Origin of the sequence: Sulfurimonas sp. (assembly GCF_023229025.1) — a bacterium.
GTDB lineage: Bacteria > Campylobacterota > Campylobacteria > Campylobacterales > Sulfurimonadaceae > Sulfurimonas.
The window spans coordinates 1-23,292 of the sequence record NZ_JALOAA010000032.1; the positions used below are offsets into that span (position 1 = coordinate 1).

Here is a 23,292-nt window from a genome sequence, read left to right on the forward strand (position 1 = left end):
TGTGATAGTTATGAGCAAGAGAGCGTAAGAGAGATTTTTGACATAGATAAAGCAAAAGCGACTGATATAGTTGCTAAAGTTGCAAATCCTGATGAAATTGCTACTATTGCGTCAAAGATAAAACTTTTATACCCGGATGCTAGAGTAATTACAAAAGATGATTTAAAGATAAGTTATCAAAATATTTTTGACTACAAAAGCGGAGTTTTTTTAGCACTTTTTATCGTAGCTATTTTTACATTTTTTATGATTATATATGACAAAGCAAGCGGGCTTAGCAGCGAGCAAAAAAGAGAGATAGGAGTTCTAAAAGCACTCGGGTGGAGAGTAGATGACGTTTTAAAAGAGAGATTTTATGAGGGATTTATTTTGTCATTTTTCGCATATATGACAGGCACTATTTCGGCTCTGTTTTTTGTCTATATATTAAAAGCCCCGCTTATGCAAAATATATTTACGGGGTATTCACAGCTAAAGACATCATTCACGCTGACATATGTTTTTGACATACAGACTATGGCTCTTATATTTTTTCTAAGCGTACCAATATATATAGCCGCAACGATTATTCCGTCATGGAGAAGCGCTACACTTGAAGCAGATGAGGTTATGAGATAGTGATAAAACTAAAAGATATAATCAAAGAGTACGGCATAGATAGCGCAAATAAGGTAACCGCTCTAGGCGGGATAAATCTGGAGATAAAAGAGGGAGAGGTTGTGGTTTTAAAGGGTGCAAGCGGGAGTGGAAAAAGCACTATACTCTCACTTATCGCCGCACTTAATAAACCTACAAGCGGAGAGGTAGTTGTTGATAGCGAGAGAATATCCAAACTCTCTGATGATTTTGCATCTGAATTTAGACGCAAAAATATTGGGTTTATTTTTCAAAACTATAACCTTTTACCGACACTCAGTGTTTCACAAAATATAATCCTCCCTCTTGTTCCTATGAATCTTGATAAAGAGGTTGTCCAAGAGAGACTACAAAGAGTTCTAAGGATGTTTAATATAGAGCATAAGCAAAATCAGCTTGTAAAAAATCTCTCCGGAGGAGAAGCGCAAAGGGTGGCAATTGCTAGAGCAAATATAAATAACCCTAAGATAATCTTAGCTGATGAGCCAACGGCAAACTTGGATGAGAAGCTATCTCTCTCTTTTATAGAGATATTAAAAGAGTTAAAATCAGAGAAAAAAACAGTTGTAGTGGCTACTCATGATCCTCTCTTTTTTAATCTTGACTTTGTAGATAAAGAGATTGAGATCTCTCATGGAAGTATCATCTAAATGCTGCTAAGCCCTGAAGTTCTGACTATTCTTATCCTAAACGCAATATTTGCTATATTTGCAATAACAGCTTTTGTAATCAGCGTTAAAATATACCTGTATTGGGATGCAAACTCTACCTCACAAGCGCAATACTCTTTGGAGAAGCAGGGCTATCTGGGTGCTGTAATTATTAAGTATATTTTCATCACAAAGGCAGTTTTATTTCTATTTTTTATATTTACGCTTGATAAAATATCAAATGTTATAACAGGTGCCATGTGTGCTGCGGGTGTTGTTGATGCAACTTCAACCGGTGTTTATGTAATTGCTTTGAAGATTTTAAATATATACCTTTTTGCTCTATGGTTAAAGCTTCACTCCCAAGATATTGCCGATAAAACAGCGCCCTATACAAAGATGAAATTTGGATTTTTTATAGCTCTGTTTTCTCTTTTAATGCTTGAGATTTTCTTAGAGACACTAATGTTTAACTCCATAGAGATTGAGAAGATGGTAAGTTGCTGTGGAAGTATATACTCAAGTAGTTCAACCTCTGCAATCTCTTTACTCTTTCAAATAGATACAGCTGTTTTACTACTTCTATTTTATGGCAATTATCTGTTAATTGTGCTCTTGTATTTTTTTAAAAATAGATATATTTTTAGTATCTTAAATCTTCTTTTTCTACCTGTTTCGCTCATTGCGCTTATACTATTTTTCGGTACCTATATCTACGAGCTTCCATCTCATCACTGCCCGTTTTGTTTTTTGCAGAGCGATTACTACTATGTAGGGTACATGATATATGCACTTTTATTTTTGGGGACGTTTAGCGGCTTATCGGTTGTTTTTGTAAAAGAGAGAGAAATTACCTATAAAACCTCACTTTTGTTTAACTCCCTTTATGTTATATTGCTATCATTATATGTGGTTGTGTATTATGTAAGAAATGGTGTTTTTTTATAAATATTGCGCTTTTAGCTCAGATATAAAAAAACTATAAAGATAATTTTAACTTATAGTGAGGTTGTTAAAAAACAAAATGAGAGTACATTTAGAGAATATAGTTCTTTTTAAAAATATAGATGAAGAGACAATCAGCAAGATAGAGAACTTTACTACCCAACATAGGGTTATTAAAGACAATATTGTGTTTTATGAGGGTGATGAGCCTAAATACCTCTATCTTTTGGCAAAGGGCGTGATAAAGCTTTATAAAACATCATCAAACCACAAAGAGGTGGTGCTTAAATATTTTCATGAGAATGAACTCATAGGCGAGGTTGCAAACTTTGAGGGGATGCCATATCCTGCAACAGCAAAAGCCTACAGCGATGTTGAGATTTTAAAAATTGATTTTGAAAAACTAAAAGAGGTAATCTTCTCAAATCCCAATATGGCGTTTAATATTCAAACCTCTCTAATAAAAAAGATTAAAAATCTTGAAAATATTATATCTACCAACTTGGTTTTGGATTCAAAAGAGAGAGTTGCAAAATATATCTATAGCCATACGGATGACTTTTTTGAAACTAAGAATATCGAGATAGCAGAAATTCTCGGTGTCTCTCCCGAGACACTATCTAGAATACTTAAGTTTTTTAAAGATAAAGAGATAATAAACGTTAAGACTAAATTTATAGATAAAGAAGCATTGTTAGAGTTCTTCTAAGATAAACATATATAACTGACCTATATCAACAACATAAGCTTCTCTATTAGTTAGAATATGCAAATTTTAACTTGTGGAGTTCCCATGCGCTATATCTTTTTATTTTTTACCACACTGCTGTTTGTAAACACTCTTACGGCAAATGAGAGCAAGGTTTGTAAGGCATGTCATCCTATCATATATGATGAGTATTATGACTCTTCTCACCGTAACGCTTCAATCTATAACAACCCTATTCATAATGCTATGTGGGAGAAACATCCAAAGGATGAAGATGGATATACATGTGCAAAATGTCACTCTCCAAGTGACTTAGAGGCACTTGAAACAGGCGTACTTTCAAAAAATGAGACGCAGGTTCATGAACCTATCTCATGTACGTATTGTCATAGTATAAAAGATATAAAAGAGGGCGATAGCTCAAATGTAAATATTGTTAGTGATAAAAAACGTGAGTATTATACTGCTGAGGATGGCAAAAAAGGTAAAGCCGAGTATGAGATGGAATCATCTTGGTTTGGATTTGTAAAAGAGCCTAAAAGCTCACCGTTTCATAAAATTGACTATGACAATGAGAACTACTACAGCGGAAACGTCTGCATGGGGTGTCACTCTCACGCAAATAACGAACATGGTTTTGACATAACAATGCTTGATGCTCTTATAAGCGAAGATGATAAAAATAGCTGTGTGACATGCCATATGCCACAAGTTCTTGGCTCTAAAGTCACAATCAACGAAACAAAAACTCATGCCTATCATGGAATTGCCGGAATATACCATAAAAGCGGAAGTATGGGAGAGTATATAGATTTTGAAATCTCAAAAAACAGCGATGGATTCAGTGTTAATGTTATAAACAAGTCAAATCATGCTCTCTTTGGACAGGCATTTAGACAGGGAATTTTAAAGGCTGAGATAAAAAGAGGCAATAAAACAATTACTCTGGAACCTTTTATATTTGAGAGAATCTTGGCAAAAGATGGTGTTGAGGTTATGCCATGGGAAGCTAATGAGGCTATAAAAGATACGCTTATATACGCTAAAAGAGAGGTTTCATTTAAAGAGGCTCTACAGAGTGGCGATAGGTTAAACCTAACCTTAGGCGTGCAAAGAATTTCAAAAGAGGGTGCTAAGAAACTTGGACTAGAACTTGATAAAGAGTTTACAAAGTTTAGAGTTTTAAAAAATGAGGTATTTAACTTTTAGGTAACTATGCTCTAAATTTGTGTAAAATAGCGTAGCTAAAGAAATATGCAATGCAGGTGACACAGATGTTAGAAGAGAACATAAATGTTTTAATGGTTGAAGATGATGAGATATTAGCAGAGTTGATTTCTGATTATCTTCTTAATTGCGGAATAAATGTTGAGGTAAACTCTGACCCCACAACCGTAGTAGAACATCTTAAAAAAACTTGCTTTGACCTTATAATACTTGATTTAACACTTCCTAAAATGGATGGGTTGTTTCTTTGTGAAAAAATATCTGCATCCTTTGATGTACCAATAATTATCTCCTCTGCAAGAGATGAGGTTAGCGATAAGGTTTTAGGTCTGGAGAAAGGGGCTGATGACTATTTGCCAAAGCCTTATGACCCTAGAGAACTAGTAGCTAGAATACATGCCATGTTAAGACGTAAAAAAGTACCTTCTTCAATTTTAAGAGAGGAGGTCTTTGGAGATTTTAAAATCGACAAATCAAAGATGATTGTTTACCACAAAGACGCACCTCTTAATCTGACTGTAGCAGAGTATGGTGTTTTGAGTTTTTTAATAAACCAAAGAGGCATAGTGTTAAGCAGAGGAACAATCTTAGATGCGGTAGAGGGACTTAGCTGGGAGAGTGATGAGAGAAGCATAGATGTAATTATAAGTCGTCTTCGCTCTAAGTTACTTGACAGCCCAAGAGACCCAATATATATAGAGTCAATCCGTGGGATAGGCTATAGGATGAAGAGTTGAATAAAAACTCAATTATTTTTAAAATAAGCCTTTTCTTTTTAGTTGCATTCTTAGCAATGACATTTCTTTTTAAGATGATGTATGATTATGAGTTTATATCTGTAAAAGAGAATTTAAAAGTTCACTATCATAAGATTGCTAAGCTAGTAATGTTGTGGCACATAGGCAAAAACACAAAAGAAGAGCTCATCATAAATCTTAAAAAGAAAAATATAGAGATAGTCGATGATGAAAAACTATATAGCAGTATTTTAAATACAGATAAGTTTGAAACCATCTCATGTGGTATGCAAAACTTCGATCTCTATGAAAAAGAGAGATATAGATACATGATTACTCCTAAGAGTACAGGCAGTATGATTTTAAAAGATTTAGATACAAAACCCATAGATGTTCACTACATGTGGTGGCTCTATGGAGCTTTTATATTAGTACTTTTTGCTCTGTTTCTCTCAATTGCAATTAGTATATATCCCTTAAAACATCTTCAAACGCAGATTCGCCGTTTTGGAGAAGGGGATATGGATATAGATCTAATCTCAAAAGGCAAAGATGAGATTGCCGAGGTCTCAAATGAGTTTGACAAAGCAGTCAAGAAGATAAAAGCTATGATAAATTCAAGGGTTGTATTTATAAGAAATATAACACATGAATTAAAAACACCCATAGCTAAAGGGAGGCTTTCGTTAGAATTTTTAGAAGAGTCTCGTACAAAAGAGATTCTTGATAATGTTTTTTTGCGTCTAAATCTTTTAACTAGAGAGATTGTTCAGATTGAAAATATTACTGCATGTGATTGCAATATTGAGAAAAAAAGCTATCATTTAGCCGATATTTTAGATAATGCGGCAGATTTGCTATTTTTAGAGCCACAGAGTATAAAAAACAATCTAGACAATAGAGTCGTTGAGGTAGATTTTGACCTTATGAGTATAGTTTTTAAAAACCTAATTGATAACGGAATAAAATACTCAATAGACTCGGAAGTCTACCTTAAACTTCAAGACAATGAGCTTGCATTTTGTAGTAGAGGAGAGAAGCTACAACACCCTCTTGAGTATTATACGCAGCCTTTTACAAAGTGTGACTCAAATCTAAGCGAGAGTTTTGGACTGGGTCTATACATTGTAAACTATATTTTAGACAAACATGATTACTCTCTATCTTACAGACACAAAGATGGCATTAACTACTTTATAATCACTTTCTAAGAGCATCTTTTATTTTAAACTCTAATGCTTGTTAACAATTCATTAACAAAAAGTTAACATCCAATTTATAAAGCTTTCTTATACTATATTTATGCAGTTTGAACGTAAAAACAGTTGCTGTTTGCGCGATTAAGCTACAGATTAAATTCTAAAAAGGATTATGGATGAAAAAAGCGATAAAATTGTCATTGGCGGCAGCTTTAGTAGGCTCTGCAATGCTTCAAGCAGCAGATATTGACATAAATGGGTATAGAGGTGGAACTCTTGACTTAATGTTAAAAGGGATGACTGTATTAGATGATAAGAACAATGGTTTTGCACCGAGTAACGGAAGCGGCTATTTGATAAAGCTCAAATATGAGACTCCTGACGTTTGGGTTGATGGTCTAAAAGCAGGTGTTGGTATGTATGTTAATGGTGATGCAGGTTTAACAGACTGGGATAAAAGCAGTGCTGCAGAGGGATGGGATAAAGGTGCTTACGGCATGGTTGTCGATGAAGATGGTGAGTCAAAAGCTCTTATGGGCGAACTATATCTATCATATAAACATAAGTACTTTGATGCAAAGTTTGGTCGTCAAACTCTTGAAACACCGCTTACGCAGATACAGACTTCTCTTATGCCAAACTTCTACGAGGCATACATGTTAGGTACAAATGCGATTGACGGTCTTCGTCTTACAGCAGGGCAAATCACAAAGATGTCTATAGGCTCACGTGGTGCACCTGATTGGGGTATTATTGGTGAGAAAACTGGAACAGCAGGTGTTGGAGCAGAGCTTTTAAGTCAAGGTGGAACAGTTGAGCAGGCTAAGTTTTACAACATTGGAACAATTGCAGGTGTAGATAGCACGTCAGGTCGTACTGTTGTAGGTGCAACATATACGGGTGTAAAAAATCTTCAAGCTGATCTTTGGGCTTACCACTCCGATGATATAGCAAATGACATATATGCAGAGCTAGGTTATAAAATTCCAGTTTCTGAAGGTATGGCTGTAAACTTAAATGCTCAGTATTTGATGCAAAAAGATACTGGCGATAGTTTAGCTGGTGAGAGAGATTTCAAAATGATGGGTGCAAAAATAGCTTTAGGCACAAAGAAATGGGGTATGTACGCAGCATTTAACTCATCAGGCAACGAGGATCTTGCTCATGAGGGGCAATACTTCAATGCTTGGGGCGCAGATCCTGCATATACAAGCTCTATCTTTTCTCGTAATGCATACAGAGATAATGTGGATGCATATAAAATAGGCGGTCATTATGTAATAATGAAGGGACTTAAGTTTATGATGAGCTATGCTAATTACGGTAAATCTGACAGTACTTTGGGTGGTGTTACTAAAACAACAGGAAACACAGCTCTTGAGGATGCATACGAAGTAGATACTGTTCTAGTGTATAAGCCAAGTAAAGAGTGGATGTTTAAAATATTCAACGCAAGACGTCTAAGTGAGTTTAATGGTCGTGCTCTTGCTAGTACACCTGAAAGAAGACAAAACCACTATCGTGCAATTGCCTCATATACGTTTTAATTCTTAATTTACTAGTACTACCGTGCTAATTTAGTCCGGTAGTAAACTCTCCTGTTTTAATCTACAGGCTCTCCTCTCAAGAGCCTGTCTCCAAATAATCTTTTATCCATAGTTGTTACTTTATCTTTTTTTACAATCAATAATATAATCTAAAGAGAGTTTCTTTTGCTCTTTTTATAGCTTTGATAACTATAGAGATTTGATTTATATCTCAATACATATGAGCGTTGCATAGAAGTAGGTTTTTATCGTAGTAGTAACTATATATTTTATAAGAGAGGTATCTAAATAGTTGAGAGCTAAGAGGGGATTTTTATGAGTAAATCAAGCCTTCAAATTGTGAAGGCTTGTGTAGGAGAGTCTTTTTGTTATTCCATTTCCATTGAGTCTTCAATAGCTTTTGTCACTTTTTTCTCTAATTGAACAAGAGCTTGGTACGCTTTAGAGTCTCTAGGAGCAGATGAAGGACGTACATATAGAACTGTTGTTACACCATCTTTTTCTGTTAGTGTTATACGAATAGGGCAATATGCCATCATGTCAGCATCAGCATTGATAATATCGTTACCGAATTTACCGTTACATGCAACAAGTGTTCTAACTGCAGAAAGGCCTGCTGTGTTGAAGTTTTTACCGAATTTTTTGTCTAAACCTTTTGTTTTAAACTCCTCTAAAATATCAAGTTGCCAAACTACAACAAGCTTCTCTTCTTTAAACTTAGCAAGCATATTTTCTAAAACTTTATCAACAGAAGAGTTATAGCTTACTTTATAAACATTGCTCTCAGAAGCCCATACTGCTAAACTTAACAAACACACCAATAGAATTTTTTTCATCGCACATCCTTTGAATATTGCCTTAATTTAGGCGTTAATATTAAACTTCTTTCTCAAGAAGTTTATCATTATAAGTATATGAGTTTTGTATGAACTAGATGTTAATTTTTTGTTAATGGAGTGTTAACAATTAGAGTATGTTATTTTAAGGGTTTATCAGGTGCTCTTCTGTTTTAAAAGAGTCCCTAATATAAAAACTAATCTTGTTGTTGTCTCATGTATGACGGGATATCTAAATGATTGCCGTCAAGATCACCGCCGACAACTAGCTTTGGACGTATTTTAGTAACAGGAGACGGAGTTTCACTCACAAAGTCATTATTGTTTGAGCCGGAGCTTAAGTCTTTTTCAAAACCGGTTGCAATTATAGTTATTTTTACATAATCCTCAGGAAGCGCATCATCAGTAGAGGTACCAAATATTACATCTGCATCTTCATGCGCACTCTCTTGAACAACTATCATAGCTTCTGATGTCTCTATCATAGGAAAGTTTGGATGCATATGGAAGTGAACAAGAACCCCCATCGCCCCATTTATGGAAATATTATCAAGAAGAGGTGACTCAATTGCAGCTTTGATAGCTTCATAAGCAGCGTTTTCTCCTTCATGTTCACCGACTCCCATAAGCGCCATGCCTTTATGACTCATAACAGTTTTTAAGTCAGCAAAGTCTAAGTTTATATCGTTGTCGCCACTAGAGAGAATTACACCTGCTGTTCCACTTACAGCTTGAGCTAAAACACTATCAACAATTTTAAAGCTATCTTTAATCCCAAGTTTTCTATCAATTATAGAGAGTAGTTTGTCATTAGGGATAACTACAATAGAGTCGCTCTCATTTTTAAGCTCTTCGAGTCCGCTTTTAGCAAGTTTGAGTCTTTTTGGTGCTTCAAACATAAAAGGTTTTGTAACTATCGAAACAGTTAGTGCATCTACCTCTTTTGCAATTTTTGCAATTACCGGAGCGGCTCCTGTTCCGGTTCCACCGCCAAGACCTGCAGAGATAAATACTATATCTGCACCCTCAAGAGCTTTTTTAATCTCATCATAGTTCTCTAATGCAGACTCCTTGCCAACTTCAGGCTTCATTCCTGCACCAAGACCTTTTGTGAGTTTTACACCGATTTGAATGGTTGTTGCACCGACTACCTCTTTTAGTGCTTGAGCATCCGTATTGACAACTATCATCTCAATTCCGGTTACGCCCTCTTTTATCATATGACCAATCATATTTCCACCACCGCCGCCAACTCCAACGGCTACAATTCTTGCTCCATTTAGGCTGCTTGCTTCTTCAATTAAAAACGGTTCCATACTCTCTCCTTAAAATAACTGTGTTGCCCAGTTCCAAAACTTATTGAAGGCTCCAGCCTCATCATCTTTCTTGTTCTTTTTCATTGATATAGAGACCATACCCTCTTTTTTTTCGCTCTCTTGCAGGTGGGGTGTAGATACATCAGGCTCTTGGGTTAGATTTATAGTGCTCTGATTAGTCGGTGTCTCATTTGAGTGCCTTACTCGTTTGTTTACATCTATCTCATATTGCGTGTAGGAAGATGCAGCATACATAACTAGACCGATAGCACTTGAGTACTCAGCTGAGCGAAGGTTATCAAAGAGACCATCCATCTCCCTTGGCTTTGCAAGACGCACCGGAATAGAGCCAAATGTAGCAATAGCAAGCTCTCTCATCCCCTCCATCTGAGAGAATCCGCCTGTTAGAACAATGCCTGCGCCAATTTTATCTTTTAGCCCGCTATTTTCAATAAACTGAGCTAAAATCATTAGAGTCTCTTCAACTCTAGCGTATATGACATTATGTACCACCTCAAGAGAGACCTCATGAGTCGTGTTTTCATCACCTATAATAGGAAGCTCTATAAGATCACTGCTAGGGTTTAGAAGTGAACCGTAATTTAATTTAACACTCTCAGCAACATTAAGAGGAGTGTGAAGCGCCATGGAGAGGTCGCTTGTTACATGGTTAGAGCCGACTCCTAAGAAGTCGTTATATCTGATTGAGTTTCCTGAGTGTATTGTTATATTGCTTGTATTCCCACCCATGTCTATAACTGCAACGCCAAGCTCTTTTTCGTCATCATTAAGTGTCGCAATAGAAGATGCATAGCCGGTAAGAACAATATTTTCTACCTCTACACCGGCACCGCGAACTGCTTTTTTAAGGTTGTTTAAATTTGATTTTTGTGTTGTTATGATGTGTGTTTCAACTTCAAGCCTTGAAGCGTTCATCCCAAGGGGATCTTCAATAAAATCTTGATCATCGGCTTTGAAGTTATATGGAAGTGCATGCAGCACTTCATACTCATTTGGAATGTTGGCATTATAAAGAGATGTCTGCATAACTCTCTCAATCTCTTTAAAACTAACTTCTTTGTTTTGAATATTTACTATACCGCTTGAGTTTAGGCTTTTTGTGTAAGCTCCGGAAATTGAGACAATAGCAGTTTTAACTTCGCTTCCGGAGACTCTTTTAGCATCATTGAGTGCAGTTTTTATAGATCTTGATGCAAGCTCTATGTTTGTTATGCTCCCTTTTTTAAGACCTTGTGCTTTACAGGTTCCTGCTCCTGTTATAGCTATGGCATTGTCGTCAGATATTTCTGCGATAATTGCACATATTTTTGTCGAACCAATATCTATGGCTAAAACAGTTCTGCTCAAATTAGAGTCCTTCGATGAAAATCTCGGTTTTGTACTTGCTTTGTAGGTTCTTCATTAACCCCTCGTTAAACATAGTACTCTTCAACCTGCCAATAACATTGTTTTGATCACTGTTATCGTTATTAAGCAGTTTTTGTTCCAGTATATTATACATAACGACACTCCCACTCTCTAAAGTTATATAGCCTTTTTTGCTCTCTTTGGCTACTAGTGTATTTAAAAATTCACTAGCCTCACTCTCACTTAACTCTGTTAGTTTGTTAGAGTCATTAACTGTTATAAAATCGGTTATTTTTCCTTTAAATGTAGAGAATGAGTTTTTTGCCAATTCAAGAAGCCTTGCTCTCTTCTCTTGATCTACATACATTGTAAGAACTTCACTCTTAGCATCTTCATAACTTTTTGGCACTGATTGATTTACTTTTAGTAGCTCAAATGTTAAGTACTCATCCCCCACCATAACAGGTTTGGAGAATGGAGATAGAGGAGTTAAATTTGATACTGCATCAATTGCATCTTTTCCAAAAGGGTTGTTTGATTGAGATATCGTTACACTGTTTATCTCTATGCCCTCAAGTTCTCCCTTTTTGTAAGCGATATATGCTCTTAGTGCCTCTTTTTTTGTCTCTTTTGCATCTAGCTCTTGGATTATCTTCTCTTTTGCCTCTTCTACAGAGAGTATTTTGTCATCCTCATCTTTAAACTTCAACTTATTATCGTTATAGTACTCATTAATTGTTGCATCATCATACTCTAGAGATACTTTAGGTTGTTTGATAAATTTTAAATCATAACTTACTTCTGTCATAAAGTTACTTTTTATTTTTTCCCAAAAAGGCTTTAGTAGCGCGTCTGATGTCTCAATACTTATCTGGTTTATATCTAGCATTTTATACTCTATTTTATCTGCTATATTCATAGCTGTAGTTAAAATATTTTCTTCTCTTGCTTTTACTTCAACAGGCAGAAGAGAGAGAGTTTTTTTGATAAGAAGATCTTTTTTTACATCGGCTTCATACTCTTTTATACTTAGATTGTTTCTTTGTAGAACCTGCCTATATATCTCTTTGTCAAAAACATCATCTTTAAAAAAGTAATCTTGAGTTTTTATTTCGGCCAACAGTTCAGCGTCACTAACTCTTAGATTGTAAGATTTAGCCAAGTTTAACACGAGTGCTTGCTGTGTCAAATATTGAAGAGCTTGTGATTTTAGTCCAAAGCTTTTTGCCTTCTCCTCATCAAACTCTCCTTGAAACATCTGTGAGTACTGATTATAAAGGTTTGAGTAGCTTTTTTGTAGTTCGCCCATTGTTATCTCTACACTGCCTACTTTTGCAACTGCTCCGGCTTTATCTCCATAACTATATTGACCCCAACCGACGAAACCGGCTCCGACAAAAGCGATAGTAGAAATCCAAATAGTAACTATGAGATATTTTTTATGTCTCTGCATCCATGTAATCATCGATTTAAAGCCTTATGTTATGTTATTTTTGTAATTTTAGGTAAATTCGCATTAAACCTTTATAAAGAGAGATTGAACTTTGTACTCGAATAATTTAAGAACTAATAGAAAAATAAATGAAAAGGTGGTAAAATCAATTTCAAAAGAGTTCGGATAAAGGATTTTCAGTGAGCGATATAGAAAAATATTCAAATATTAATGACGTACTTCCAAAACTGCCAGAGATATTGTTAAATACAATTCAGTCAGATGTTTTAGAGATAAAAAAAGTAGATAAAAGTTGTAAAAAATATATAGAAGCTTGCTCAAAAATAGCAGAAAACGATAAAGCAGTCTATGTCGTTTACTCAAAGTATATAGACAAAAAGGATCATAAATATGAGAAGTTTATCTTTTTAGACAAAGATGGAGAGGAGCTTTTTAATATAAGCGGTGTGGATATGAATCTATACGGTCTTTTATCTTGTACGACCCTTGAGTATACAGAGGAGTATAAAGCATCTTTAAAAAACTCCTTTGCTTGATTGTAAAATGGGTTTCAAGATGAATAATTTAGAACTCAAAAACAGAGATTTGGATGTGTTATGGCATCCATGTACCCAGATGAAAGATCATGAGAGTCTTCCTCTTATCCCTATTAAAAAAGCCCACGGAGTCTATCTTGAAGATTTTGATGGAAACTCCTACATAGATGCCATTAGTAGTTGGTGGGTAAATATTTTTGGTCATACAAATAGCTATATAAATGAAAAAATAAAAGAGCAGTTAGATACGCTTGAGCATGTAATACTTGCGGGTTTTACACATGAACCTATTGTAAGACTCTCTGAGAGGTTAGTAAAACTAACACCAGATGGGCTTGAGAAGTGTTTTTATGCAGATAATGGTTCAAGTGCCGTTGAGATTGCGTTAAAGATGAGTTTTCATGCGCATAAAAATGATGGTAAAAAGAAAAAAATATTTGTATCACTAACAAACTCATATCATGGAGAGACTATTGGCGCACTAAGTGTTGGTGATGTGAAACTTTACAAAGATACCTATGAACCGCTTCTAATTCAGAGTCTGCAAACACCTGTGCCAAAAGATATGAGCATAGAGTCGGCTAAAGAGGCTGCTTTAGAGTTTGAAAAGTTATGTAAAGAGAGATCTCATGAGATTAGTGCGATTATTTTAGAACCTCTCGTCCAGGGTGCGGGATATATGCATATGTATCACAGAGAGTTCTTAGTTTTAGTGCGTAATATTTGCAATAGATATGATGTTCATATGATAGCAGATGAAGTTATGGTCGGTTTTGGAAGAAGCGGCGAGATGTTTGCATGCAGCAGCGCAAACGTCTCACCGGATTTTATAGTTCTCTCAAAGGGCTTGACCGGCGGATATCTACCGCTTTCAGTCGTACTAACAACTAACGAAATTTATGCAAAATTTTACTGTGACTACGGCGAATATAAAGCATTTTTGCACTCTCATAGTTATACCGGAAATGCACTTGCATGTGCGGCTGCAAATGCTACTCTCGATATTTTTGAAAGAGATGATGTTATAGAAAAAAATAGACAAACCGCTAACTATATGAGCGAGAAGCTCTTAAAGTTTAAAGAGCTTAAAAATGTGGCTTCGATTAGACAGACAGGCATGATTTGCGCGGTGGAGTTAAAAGGGTACACAGCAGAGGATAGAGTAGGGCTGAAGGTTTACAAATATGGGCTTGAAAACGGGGTGTTAATTCGTCCGCTTGGGAATGTTGTCTATTTTATGCCACCTTATATCATTACAAAAGATGAGTGTGATAAGATGATGGATACGGCTTATGAGGCTATAAAACAACTCTGTTAGTCAAAAATAGAGTCACTGTTACTATCTTCTAACAAAAGAAGTCTGCAACTCTTCTCTAATATAGCAATTTTTTTTGCCATCTCATGGATATCTCTATTAAAAGTGTATACGCCATAACCTCTAATAACCATAATATCTGTTTTCTTACTTTGAAAATAGTAGGCGATTTCACTGTTTGCTCTATCATACCAATCATCAAAACTTCTAGGATCAACAATCTCTATAGAGCCTAACTCTTTGTATCCAAAATAATCTTTTGGCGTAATGAGATTGTGATCAAGAGAGTACGCAGTTGTAAAAGGGGGCATACTAAAGCAGATAAATTTAGCATCTGATATTTGAGAGTATATACTATAGTGGATATTTGAATCCATGCTTGCTTGATTCCATCTGTAATCTTTTTTAAAATAGAGCTCAATAAGGCTACTGCTATTTAGTGCGTCAAATATAGCTTCTTTGGTATTTATAATAAAACGGTTTGACTCGGTCTTAGCAGAAATAGAACCATGATATATACCAAAAAAGTCCTTTCTAAACATAGATAAGGATAGTGTTGAGAGTCTATTTTTTAGAGTTTCTTTATTCATTTTGTTTGCTCATATTTTTTGCATAAGTTTAACATAACTTTTTTACTTTATTTTAAAACAACATCGTCAAAAAAGAGTTCTCTGTTATTTTCAAAATTTTCAACTAGGTTTGTAAAACAGCTTCCAAGCTCTCTTATGGTTTCAATATTTGGTTCAATATATATCTTGTTTGCTTTTTTTTGCATTTTTACAACTCCGGCTTCACGCAACAACTGCAGATGTTTTGAGATTGTCGGTAGAGAAAATTCAAAATGTTGGGCAATTGTAGTAACACAGGTGGAGTGAGGATTTACTTTTGGATTTTTACTATCAATTGAGCATACATAACCGCCTGTAAAGACATTTTTAAAGATAAGAAAGCGAGTCTCATTACCAAGTGCCTTAAATATTTTTATTTTTTGTTGCATATCTAGCACAATATTTCCTTGACAAATTTTTTAAATAAGTATAGCATACTAAAAGCTATTTAGTTAAATGCCTAAATATGCAAATAACTAACGGAGAGTATAGAGTGAAAAAATTATCTAAATTATTGGCATCTATGTTACTGCTTGGATTGCTATCTAGCAGTATATATGGAGAAAATAATGCAAAAATGGTGCTTATAAATGAGGCAAAAACAGAGGTAGGCGAAGTTACTCCGGACCAATTAAAAGAGCTAATTGATGATGAAAATGTAGTTGTTCTTGATGTAAGAGAGAGTGAACAAAGAGCAGAAGGATATCTCTTTAGTGATTTTACTGCCGTTGAGACTATTTCAATTACACGCGGTAATTTAGAGTGGGAGGTGCTTGATAAAATTCAAGATAAAAATATCAATATTGTTACTTACTGTAGAAATGGTGGACGAGGTGCATTAGCTGCGCAAGTATTGAAAAAAATGGGCTATAAAAACGTTAAAAATCTCCAAGGCGGAATTGATGCATGGGCAAAGGCAGGCAATTCAATAAAAACTGGATTAGGCGTACTAAAAATAGCAAAATAGAAGAGAGGTAAGCTTTGCTTTAATTCAATTTGTAAGTTGTAAGCATTTGCTTGCTTACAACTTATACAAGATATTATTTTTTTGAAAAATGTTCCAAAATTTGATTATTTGGAGTATTGGCCAAATTTAATTTAAGATTAATTGCCATATTTTTTATATTCTTTTCATCAAGCAATTCAACAATTTGGTTATTTATGGCTTCCGGTGCGGCAAAATACCAAGATTTGTGATTATACCTGCTTAAAAGGTCAGAAATTTTATTTGCAATTTCCTGAATTCTTCGGCGCTCTTCTTCAAGTTTAAGATTTTGATTTTCATTAGAGCCACTACTCTGAGCACTTGTAAAGTTTCCTTTTCTATCTGAATATTTTTCATCAGCTTTGAGGTAGAAATCTAGATTTTTACTGCTTTTAATTATTTCAAGAGACTTTCTGTTTAAAGGGTCTTGCTCAACCTCAAATAACTTAAAATGCTGTAAATCGACAATTACGATTAGAACTGAATCCATAGCAACTCCTTATTAGATTTGGAAATTTATATTAATAGTTTTATAAAAACTATTAATATTTCCAATCTCATTTATTATATCAAAAATAGTTTAATTCATCTAATAAAGTAGGAAATAGCTTTGGATGTACTACTTAAACCAGCTTTTCATCTTCTCTATAGCGGAGTCCAAAACACTCTCATGCGGTTTTGACTCTATTCCAAAGGATTCTTGAAGTTTGCTTAGAAGCTCACGCTGTTCGTCATTGAGCTTCTTAGGATATGTGATTTTTACTTGAGCGATAAGATTTCCCTTGCCGTGCCCATGAACATCATCTACTCCTTCACCTCTAAATAGAAACTGCTGCTTATCTTTTGTGCCAACATCTAGTTTTAGTTCTAGCTCTCCGGTTAGTGATGGGATAGTAAGGCTCTCACCTGCAACTGCTTGTGTAAAAAATATAGGAATTACGATATAGACGTCATTTCCGTCTCTTTGAAAGTGCTTATCCGGTTTTACGCTAAAAGTAACATATAAGTCTCCTCTCGTGCCGCGTTTTCCTATATTTCCTTTTCCTGAGACTCTAAGTCTATTTCCATCGTCAATCCCTTTTGGAATGTTAATAGATACACTACTTCTCTCTTCATGGTAGCCTTTGCCCTCACAACTATTACAAGGTGCTGACGGTGCAGAGCCACTTCCATGACATACCGGACATGTCTGAGAGAATGTCATAAAGCCCTGTTTCATAAAAATTTGACCTTGTCCCTTGCATTGATGACATGTGGAGAGCTTGCCATCTTTTGCTCCCGTGCCTTTGCAGCTGTTGCAAGAGTTTTTATATTTAAACTCCACTTCTTTTTCGCATCCAAAAACAGCCTCATTAAAGCTAATTGTCATATCAACGTTCATATCAAGCGGATACTTCTCCATATCGGTAGGATTTTGGCGGCGACGTGAGCTTCCTCCAAATCCATTAAACATCTCCTCAAAAATAGAGCCTAAATCGTCAAATCCGCCGGAGGAGCGCCCTCTGCCGCCACCCATTCTGCTAAGACCCTCTTTGCCGTATCTATCATAGATACTTCTTTGCTGATCGTCACTTAGACATTGATAAGCTTCATTGCACAATTTAAATTTGTGTTCAGCCTCACTGTCACCCGGATTTTTGTCGGGATGATAAACTTTTGCCATTTTTCTGTAAGCTTTTTTAATTGTAGTTTGATCCGCGTCTCTAGAGACTTCTAATATTTCGTAATAGCTTAAATCCTGCATATTATTTAATACCCTATACATTTAAAATTTTTGCAATTATAGCGTTTTAAATTTAATCTATGTATAATCCTACTTATGAAACATTTTACACTATACTTAACAACTATTTTGCTATTTATCGGATGTTCAAAGCAACCTCCTAAGCCAGAGGTAAATTTTTTAAATATGCCTGACACCAACCTCATGAGAAGCGATTTCTCAGAGTTGCCAAACTGGCATCAAGAGGATTATAAAAATGCTTTGAACTCATTTGTGAAGAGTTGTGAGACAGCCAAGACAAAAGAGATCTATAGTGATTTATGCACATTGGCTGTTGATGCAAAGGATGCAAAAGAGTTTTTAGTTACCAATTTTACTCCTTATAAAGTTGCCCCATTAAATGAGGATGGGTTGCTTACAGGCTACTATGAGCCTGAACTAAGGGGTTCTTTAGTGAAAAAAGAGCCTTATATTTACCCTATATACAGAACTCCGCAAGATTTGGTAATTGTAGATTTAACGCAGCAGTATCCGGAGCTTAAAGATTATAGACTAAGAGGCAGAGTAGTCGGAAATAGATTGGTTCCATATTACGATAGAGAACATGCAAGCCAAAGAACGCTCGATAGTGAGATAATCTGCTATACAGACTCAAAAATAGAGCTCTTTTTTTTAGAAGTTCAAGGTTCGGGAAGAGTGACTCTAGATGATGGTAGTACAATTTTTGTCGGATATGAGAATCAAAACGGACACCAATACAGCTCAATAGGAAAATATCTTGTAGAAGCGGCAGAGATACCTTTAGAGGAGATATCCCTGCAGAGTATAAAAGCATGGCTAGATGAGAATCCGTCAAGAGTTGATGAAGTGTTAAACTACAACAAATCGATGGTGTTTTTTAGGCAAAAGGATAGGGCGGCAAGTGGATCTCTTGGAGTAGTTCTTACGCCAAAGCGCTCTATCGCGGTAGATAGAAGGTATATTCCACTTGGAAGCATGCTCTATTTGAGCGCTAAGACAGAAATGGTAGATTTTAATCGTGTTGTAATGGCTCAAGATACGGGTGGAGCGATAAAAGGAACTCTTAGAGCCGACATGTTTATGGGGTATGGAGATGAAGCAAAAGAGATAGCCGGCAAGCTTAAAGCGCCGCTTCAATTATGGATATTTTTGCCAAAAGGGAGCTCTTAATGAGGGGTTCCTTAGAAAAATTTAACAAACTTGTAGATGTTTTGCAAGAACTTCCGACAATCGGTAAAAAATCTGCAACAAGGCTAGCTTACCATATGCTTATGAAAGATAGCTTTGTGGGGATGAAAATCTCTCATGCTATTGAAGAGGCTTTGGGAAGCCTTAAACAGTGTACCTCATGTGGCGGAATGAGTGAGGATGAGCTCTGTTTTATCTGTTGTGATGAGAGTAGAGATGAGACGCTTTTGTGTATAGTTGAAAATGCAAAAGATATACTTATTTTAGAAGAGAATGCTCTTTTTGACGGAAGATATTTTGTTTTAGAGTCATTAGAAGAGCACAGTTTTTCAAATTTAGAGAGATTAGTGGACTCTGGAGTCAAAGAGATACTCTTTGCCTTAACACCCTCTATTGCAAATGATGCGGTTATGTTATATATTGAAGATAAATTAAGTAATTTTAATATAAACTACTCAAAAATTGCTCAGGGTGTTCCAACTGGGGTAAGTTTAGAAAATATAGACATTTTGTCTTTGACTAGGGCATTGACGGATAGGGTAAAGGTGTGATTTGAGATTTGTTTATTTGATTCTTATGTTTACTTTTTTGTTTACATTGAGCGGCTGTTCTACCAATACGATTGAACAGCCTAAAGAGGTCACTCTTAATCAAGATAGAGATGACTTTAATGGGGAGCTTGAAGGTTTTTTTGATGAGTTTGAAGTCGAAGAGATTTATGACCCCTTTAGCGGTTATAATAGAGCTATGACTACCTTTAATGATAAAGCATACGAGTATGTTATTAAACCGGTTGCAAAGGGTTACAAGTATGTTATACATGAAGAAGTGCGGGAGAGTGTTAGAAATTTTTTTAACAACCTATACTTTCCGATACGCGCCACAAACAATCTTCTACAGGGAAAATTTTATAACACTTATGAAGAGACCGGAAGATTTATCATAAACACTACTGTAGGTATTTTAGGATTTTTTGATCCTGCCAAGGTGCATTTTAACCTTGAAGCACACGAAGAGGACTTTGGTCAAACGTTAGGATTTTACGGTGTAGGAAGCGGTCCTCATATCGTCTTACCGCTTTTAGGACCTTCAAATCTAAGAGATTTACTAAGTATGTATCCGGATGCTCTCTTGAGTCCTATCGACTATACAGAGAGAAGTTACTGGACACTGACAGATACTTGGTCGGAGTATTTAGGCGCAAGAACGTTTGAAGAAGTGAATTATATCTCTTTAGATATGGAGAAGTACGATGAGATTAAGCAAGATGCCATAGATTTGTATCCATACTTAAGGGATATTTATGAGCAGTATAGAAAAAAACAGATTGAGGAGTAGCAGCGGTGATAAGTTTTTATAAAAAAATTTTAGCGTTATGTGTAGCAGTGCTTTTTGCACAAAGTTTAGTAGCTGATGAGCAGATTGATTTAAAAAATCGTTTTTTGGAGAAAATTAAGGAAGTCACTTTAATAGTTGAGAATAAAGAGCTCTCTAAAGATGAGAGAAATCGCAATATAGTGAAATCTTTAACCCCTATGTTTGATTTTGAGCTTATGGCAAAACTAAGTCTTGGCACTGCTTGGAGAGAACTCTCACAGGAAAATGCGGATAAATTTGTAGAACTGTATGTAGAGAGAATGAAACACTCCTACTCTGCTAAAATTGATGCATATGAAGATGAGAAGGTAGAAGTCAAAAGTATTGATCAGCCGCAGCCAAACAGGATAGCCCTTGTGACTGACCTTGTAAGCAAGGAGGAGAAACTTGAGATTGTCTATAAATACCATAAACCAAAAACTAAAGCAGCAGATAAAGATGAGTGGCTTATTTATGATGTAGAGATTATTGGAGTGAGTATTTTAAAAACAGATAGAGCTCAATTCAAAGAGTTTTTACGTACTAAGAGCATAGTAGATCTTATGGATGCTTTGGCTAAGCAGTCATAGATAATAATGTTAAAAAGTCTATATCAAAACTATATTTTAAAATACCCTAAGGTACTACTTCTTTTTATGGCTTCCTTTGTGGTTGTCATGGCTTTTTTTTCATTAAAACTTGAGATTGATGCAAGTGCTGAGACGCTGCTTCTTGAAGATGATAAAGATTTAGAGTACACGAGAGATGTCCTAAAACGCTTTGAAGCACCAAACTTTTTAGTAGTTACCTATAGCACAGAAGATGAGCTGCTAAGTGATGAAAATATTAACAATATAGAGAACTTAAGCGCACAGATAGAAACTATTGAGATAGTAGAGAGTATAAACTCGATAGTAAACGTGCCGCTTTTGCAATCTCCGCCGGTTCCTCTAAAAGAGTTACTAAAAGATATACCAACACTCAAATCTCCAAATATAGATAAAAGTCTGGTAAAAGAGGAGTTTTTAACAAGTGCGGTGTATAGGAAAAATCTCGTAAGCGAAGATTTTAAAACTACAGCACTCATGGTAAATCTAAAAAGAGATGAGAAATATTTTAGCCTAATAGACAATAGAGATGTATATATAAAGCTCAAAAAGCAAAGAGAGTTAAGTAGAGAAGAGAAACTAGATTACAAAAAGGCAGAAATAGAACTAAAAGAGTATAGGGATATACTTAGAGAAGAGAATCACGAAACAATAGTTAAGTTAAGAGCTATTTTAAAAAAGTTTGAAGATGAGCATGAAAATATTAAACTTCATCTAGGCGGCGTAGAGATGATTGCCGATGACATGGTGGAGTTTGTCAAGTATGATTTAGAAACATTTGGATTTTTGATTATTGGGCTTTTAGTAGCTATCTTATATATACTTCTTAAAAGAGTACAATGGGTTGTTGTAGCCCTGTTTATATGTACTACATCGCTTATTATTACAAGCGGCTTATTGGGGCTTTTTGGCTGGGAGATTACTGTAGTTTCCTCAAACTATGTCTCCTTGCAACTTATTATGAATATGTCTCTTGTTGTGCATCTTATCATCAGGTATAAAGAGCTATATGATGAAAATCATGAGGAGTCTCAATACAATCTTGTATTAAACACCGTTGTCTCTATGGCTAAGCCCTCATTTTTTGTGGTTATTACAACTATTGCTGGATTTAGCTCCTTGGTTTTTAGTAATATATTGCCTGTTATAAACTTTGGATGGATGATGAGTACGGGAATTACCGTCTCCTTGCTTATAACATTTATTCTCTTTCCTGTTATTTTGCTTCTTTTTGAAAAAAAGGAGTCTCTGAGCTATGAAAAAGAGGGGACTCCTTTTACTTCTAGGGTAGCATATGTTGCACAAAACTATAAGAAAACAATTCTACTCTTAGCAGTTTTAGTGGTAATATTTTCTATCTCTGGAGCATATAAGCTAAGAGTTGAAAACAGCTTTATCGACTACTTTAAGGATGACACAGAGATATATAAAGGGATGGCTCTAATTGATCAAAAACTAGGCGGAACTACTCCTCTTGATATTGTTTTGACATTTAAACAGAGCAGTAATGATGTTGAATCTATAAGTGTAGCAGGCGTAAAAGAGGATTTAGAGCTTGACTCATTTGCGGATGAGTTTGAGGAGAGGGAAGAGGATAGAGAGACGTACTGGTTTACTTTGGAGAAGATGCATAAAATAAAAGAGGTGCATGATTATCTAGAGTCACTCGATGCAGTAGGAAAAGTTCTATCTCTTGCAACGGCGGGAGAGGTACTTAAAGTCTTAAACAACAACAAAGAGGCAGACGGGCTTATGCTTGCTCTTATGTACAAAGAGTTGCCGCAAGAGTATAAAAAAATTATACTCTCTCCATATGTTGATATAGAGAATAATCAAGTAAGAATAAGTACGAGAATAATAGACTCAATGCCAGATCTTCAAAGAGATTTGCTTATTAAAAAAATAAATAGAGATTTAAAAGGTATCTTAAACTCGGAGTATGAAGAGCATAGGCTCTCAAATCTTTTAGTCATGTACAACAATATGCTTCAATCTCTTTTTGAGTCACAAATCAAAACAATAGGGGTCGTAGTCTTAATACTTTTTTTGATGTTTTTGGCTCTTTTTAGAAGTCTGAAAATCGCTGTAATTGCAATAATTGCAAATATTATTCCCGTAAGTGTTGTTTTTGGCTTTATGGGTTGGATGAATATACCGCTAGATATGATGACTATAACAATTGCCGCCATAAGTATAGGTATAGCAGTAGATGATACTATACACTATATTTATAGATACTCTCTGCTTTACAGGCAGACAAACGAGGCAGAGATGTCTATGTGTGAGTCACATGCCAGCATTGGAACGGCGATGTTTTATACATCTACTA

The 23,292-nt window shown here is 35.5% G+C and carries 24 protein-coding genes; 16 read left to right on the forward strand and 8 right to left on the reverse strand.

All coding sequences use genetic code 11. From position 1 onward, the window contains the following. The 8 genes from M0Q20_RS08230 to M0Q20_RS08265 all read left to right on the forward strand — a co-directional run. Positions 1-618, forward strand: a 618-nt coding sequence (locus tag M0Q20_RS08230) for an FtsX-like permease family protein (protein WP_295060446.1), incomplete at its 5' end; no start/stop codon positions are given. Next, complete coding sequence (locus M0Q20_RS08235; protein ID WP_295060449.1) at positions 618-1,286, forward strand: ABC transporter ATP-binding protein; 669 nt, start codon at positions 618-620, stop codon at positions 1,284-1,286. The genes M0Q20_RS08230 and M0Q20_RS08235, both read left to right, overlap by 1 nt. Continuing rightward, complete coding sequence (locus M0Q20_RS08240) at positions 1,287-2,234, forward strand: hypothetical protein (RefSeq protein WP_295060451.1); 948 nt, start codon at positions 1,287-1,289, stop codon at positions 2,232-2,234. Positions 2,235-2,310: 76 nt separating this feature from the next. Beyond that, the gene (locus M0Q20_RS08245; protein ID WP_295060454.1) at positions 2,311-2,940 is read left to right on the forward strand and encodes a Crp/Fnr family transcriptional regulator; all 630 of its coding nucleotides are present in this window, start codon (positions 2,311-2,313) and stop codon (positions 2,938-2,940) included. Between the two features lie 84 nt (positions 2,941-3,024). After that, on the forward strand, positions 3,025-4,149 hold the full coding sequence (locus tag M0Q20_RS08250; RefSeq protein WP_295060457.1) for a multiheme c-type cytochrome: 1,125 nt from the start codon (positions 3,025-3,027) through the stop codon (positions 4,147-4,149). Between the two features lie 65 nt (positions 4,150-4,214). Continuing rightward, positions 4,215-4,904 carry a response regulator transcription factor gene (locus M0Q20_RS08255; RefSeq protein ID WP_295060459.1) on the forward strand — a complete coding sequence of 230 codons (690 nt, stop codon included), beginning with the start codon at positions 4,215-4,217 and terminating at the stop codon, positions 4,902-4,904. Beyond that, complete coding sequence (locus tag M0Q20_RS08260; protein WP_295060462.1) at positions 4,901-6,115, forward strand: ArsS family sensor histidine kinase; 1,215 nt, start codon at positions 4,901-4,903, stop codon at positions 6,113-6,115. The genes M0Q20_RS08255 and M0Q20_RS08260 overlap by 4 nt, the downstream gene beginning before the upstream one ends. Positions 6,116-6,279: 164 nt before the next feature. After that, the gene (locus M0Q20_RS08265; RefSeq protein ID WP_295060465.1) at positions 6,280-7,650 is read left to right on the forward strand and encodes an OprD family outer membrane porin; all 1,371 of its coding nucleotides are present in this window, start codon (positions 6,280-6,282) and stop codon (positions 7,648-7,650) included. A gap of 368 nt (positions 7,651-8,018) precedes the next feature. Here the strand turns inward: M0Q20_RS08265 and M0Q20_RS08270 are convergent, their stop codons facing one another. The 4 genes from M0Q20_RS08270 to M0Q20_RS08285 form a co-directional block, all read right to left on the reverse strand. Continuing rightward, positions 8,019-8,486: a DUF302 domain-containing protein gene (locus tag M0Q20_RS08270; protein ID WP_295060468.1), complete on the reverse strand. Its 468-nt coding sequence runs from the start codon at positions 8,484-8,486 to the stop codon at positions 8,019-8,021. Positions 8,487-8,683: 197 nt separating this feature from the next. Beyond that, the gene (ftsZ, locus tag M0Q20_RS08275; protein WP_295060471.1) at positions 8,684-9,802 is read right to left on the reverse strand and encodes a cell division protein FtsZ; all 1,119 of its coding nucleotides are present in this window, start codon (positions 9,800-9,802) and stop codon (positions 8,684-8,686) included. Positions 9,803-9,811: 9 nt separating this feature from the next. Next, positions 9,812-11,170: a cell division protein FtsA gene (gene ftsA / locus M0Q20_RS08280; RefSeq protein WP_295060473.1), complete on the reverse strand. Its 1,359-nt coding sequence runs from the start codon at positions 11,168-11,170 to the stop codon at positions 9,812-9,814. A gap of 1 nt (position 11,171) precedes the next feature. Continuing rightward, complete coding sequence (locus tag M0Q20_RS08285; protein WP_295060476.1) at positions 11,172-12,635, reverse strand: peptidylprolyl isomerase; 1,464 nt, start codon at positions 12,633-12,635, stop codon at positions 11,172-11,174. Between the two features lie 167 nt (positions 12,636-12,802). Between M0Q20_RS08285 and M0Q20_RS08290 the strand changes: the two genes are divergently transcribed. Continuing rightward, positions 12,803-13,159 (forward strand): hypothetical protein, encoded by a 357-nt coding sequence (locus M0Q20_RS08290; RefSeq protein WP_295060479.1) that lies wholly within the window; start codon positions 12,803-12,805, stop codon positions 13,157-13,159. Positions 13,160-13,178: 19 nt separating this feature from the next. Then, the gene (locus M0Q20_RS08295; protein WP_295060482.1) at positions 13,179-14,477 is read left to right on the forward strand and encodes an adenosylmethionine--8-amino-7-oxononanoate transaminase; all 1,299 of its coding nucleotides are present in this window, start codon (positions 13,179-13,181) and stop codon (positions 14,475-14,477) included. Here the strand turns inward: M0Q20_RS08295 and M0Q20_RS08300 are convergent. Together M0Q20_RS08300 and M0Q20_RS08305 are read right to left on the reverse strand one after the other, a co-directional pair. Further along, entirely contained in the window at positions 14,474-15,064 is a 591-nt protein-coding gene (locus M0Q20_RS08300) for a class II aldolase and adducin N-terminal domain-containing protein (RefSeq protein ID WP_295060486.1), read from the reverse strand. The two genes, M0Q20_RS08295 and M0Q20_RS08300, sit on opposite strands and share 4 nt — an antisense overlap. 47 nt (positions 15,065-15,111) lie before the next feature. Continuing rightward, the gene (locus M0Q20_RS08305) at positions 15,112-15,480 is read right to left on the reverse strand and encodes a metalloregulator ArsR/SmtB family transcription factor (RefSeq protein WP_295060489.1); all 369 of its coding nucleotides are present in this window, start codon (positions 15,478-15,480) and stop codon (positions 15,112-15,114) included. Between the two features lie 95 nt (positions 15,481-15,575). Between M0Q20_RS08305 and M0Q20_RS08310 the strand changes: the two genes are divergently transcribed. Further along, entirely contained in the window at positions 15,576-16,049 is a 474-nt protein-coding gene (locus M0Q20_RS08310) for a rhodanese-like domain-containing protein (RefSeq protein ID WP_295060492.1), read from the forward strand. 73 nt (positions 16,050-16,122) lie between these two features. Here M0Q20_RS08310 and M0Q20_RS08315 read toward each other — a convergent pair whose 3' ends face one another. Together M0Q20_RS08315 and dnaJ are read right to left on the reverse strand one after the other, a co-directional pair. Continuing rightward, complete coding sequence (locus M0Q20_RS08315; RefSeq protein WP_295060495.1) at positions 16,123-16,557, reverse strand: host attachment protein; 435 nt, start codon at positions 16,555-16,557, stop codon at positions 16,123-16,125. Between the two features lie 129 nt (positions 16,558-16,686). Next, positions 16,687-17,811: a molecular chaperone DnaJ gene (gene dnaJ / locus M0Q20_RS08320; protein ID WP_295060498.1), complete on the reverse strand. Its 1,125-nt coding sequence runs from the start codon at positions 17,809-17,811 to the stop codon at positions 16,687-16,689. Positions 17,812-17,886: 75 nt separating this feature from the next. On the opposite strand from dnaJ, the gene M0Q20_RS08325 reads away from it, so the two are divergent. The 5 genes from M0Q20_RS08325 to M0Q20_RS08345 form a co-directional block, all read left to right on the forward strand. Beyond that, entirely contained in the window at positions 17,887-18,981 is a 1,095-nt protein-coding gene (locus M0Q20_RS08325) for an MltA domain-containing protein (RefSeq protein ID WP_295060501.1), read from the forward strand. Continuing rightward, a complete protein-coding gene (recR, locus tag M0Q20_RS08330) occupies positions 18,981-19,550 on the forward strand; it encodes a recombination mediator RecR (RefSeq protein ID WP_295060505.1) in 570 nt (189 codons plus the stop codon). The genes M0Q20_RS08325 and recR overlap by 1 nt, the downstream gene beginning before the upstream one ends. A gap of 1 nt (position 19,551) precedes the next feature. Further along, entirely contained in the window at positions 19,552-20,337 is a 786-nt protein-coding gene (locus M0Q20_RS08335; protein ID WP_295060508.1) for a VacJ family lipoprotein, read from the forward strand. A gap of 5 nt (positions 20,338-20,342) precedes the next feature. Further along, a complete protein-coding gene (locus M0Q20_RS08340; RefSeq protein ID WP_295060511.1) occupies positions 20,343-20,945 on the forward strand; it encodes an ABC transporter substrate-binding protein in 603 nt (200 codons plus the stop codon). Between the two features lie 6 nt (positions 20,946-20,951). Beyond that, on the forward strand, positions 20,952-23,292 hold a 2,341-nt coding region (locus M0Q20_RS08345), incomplete at its 3' end, for an MMPL family transporter (protein WP_295060513.1).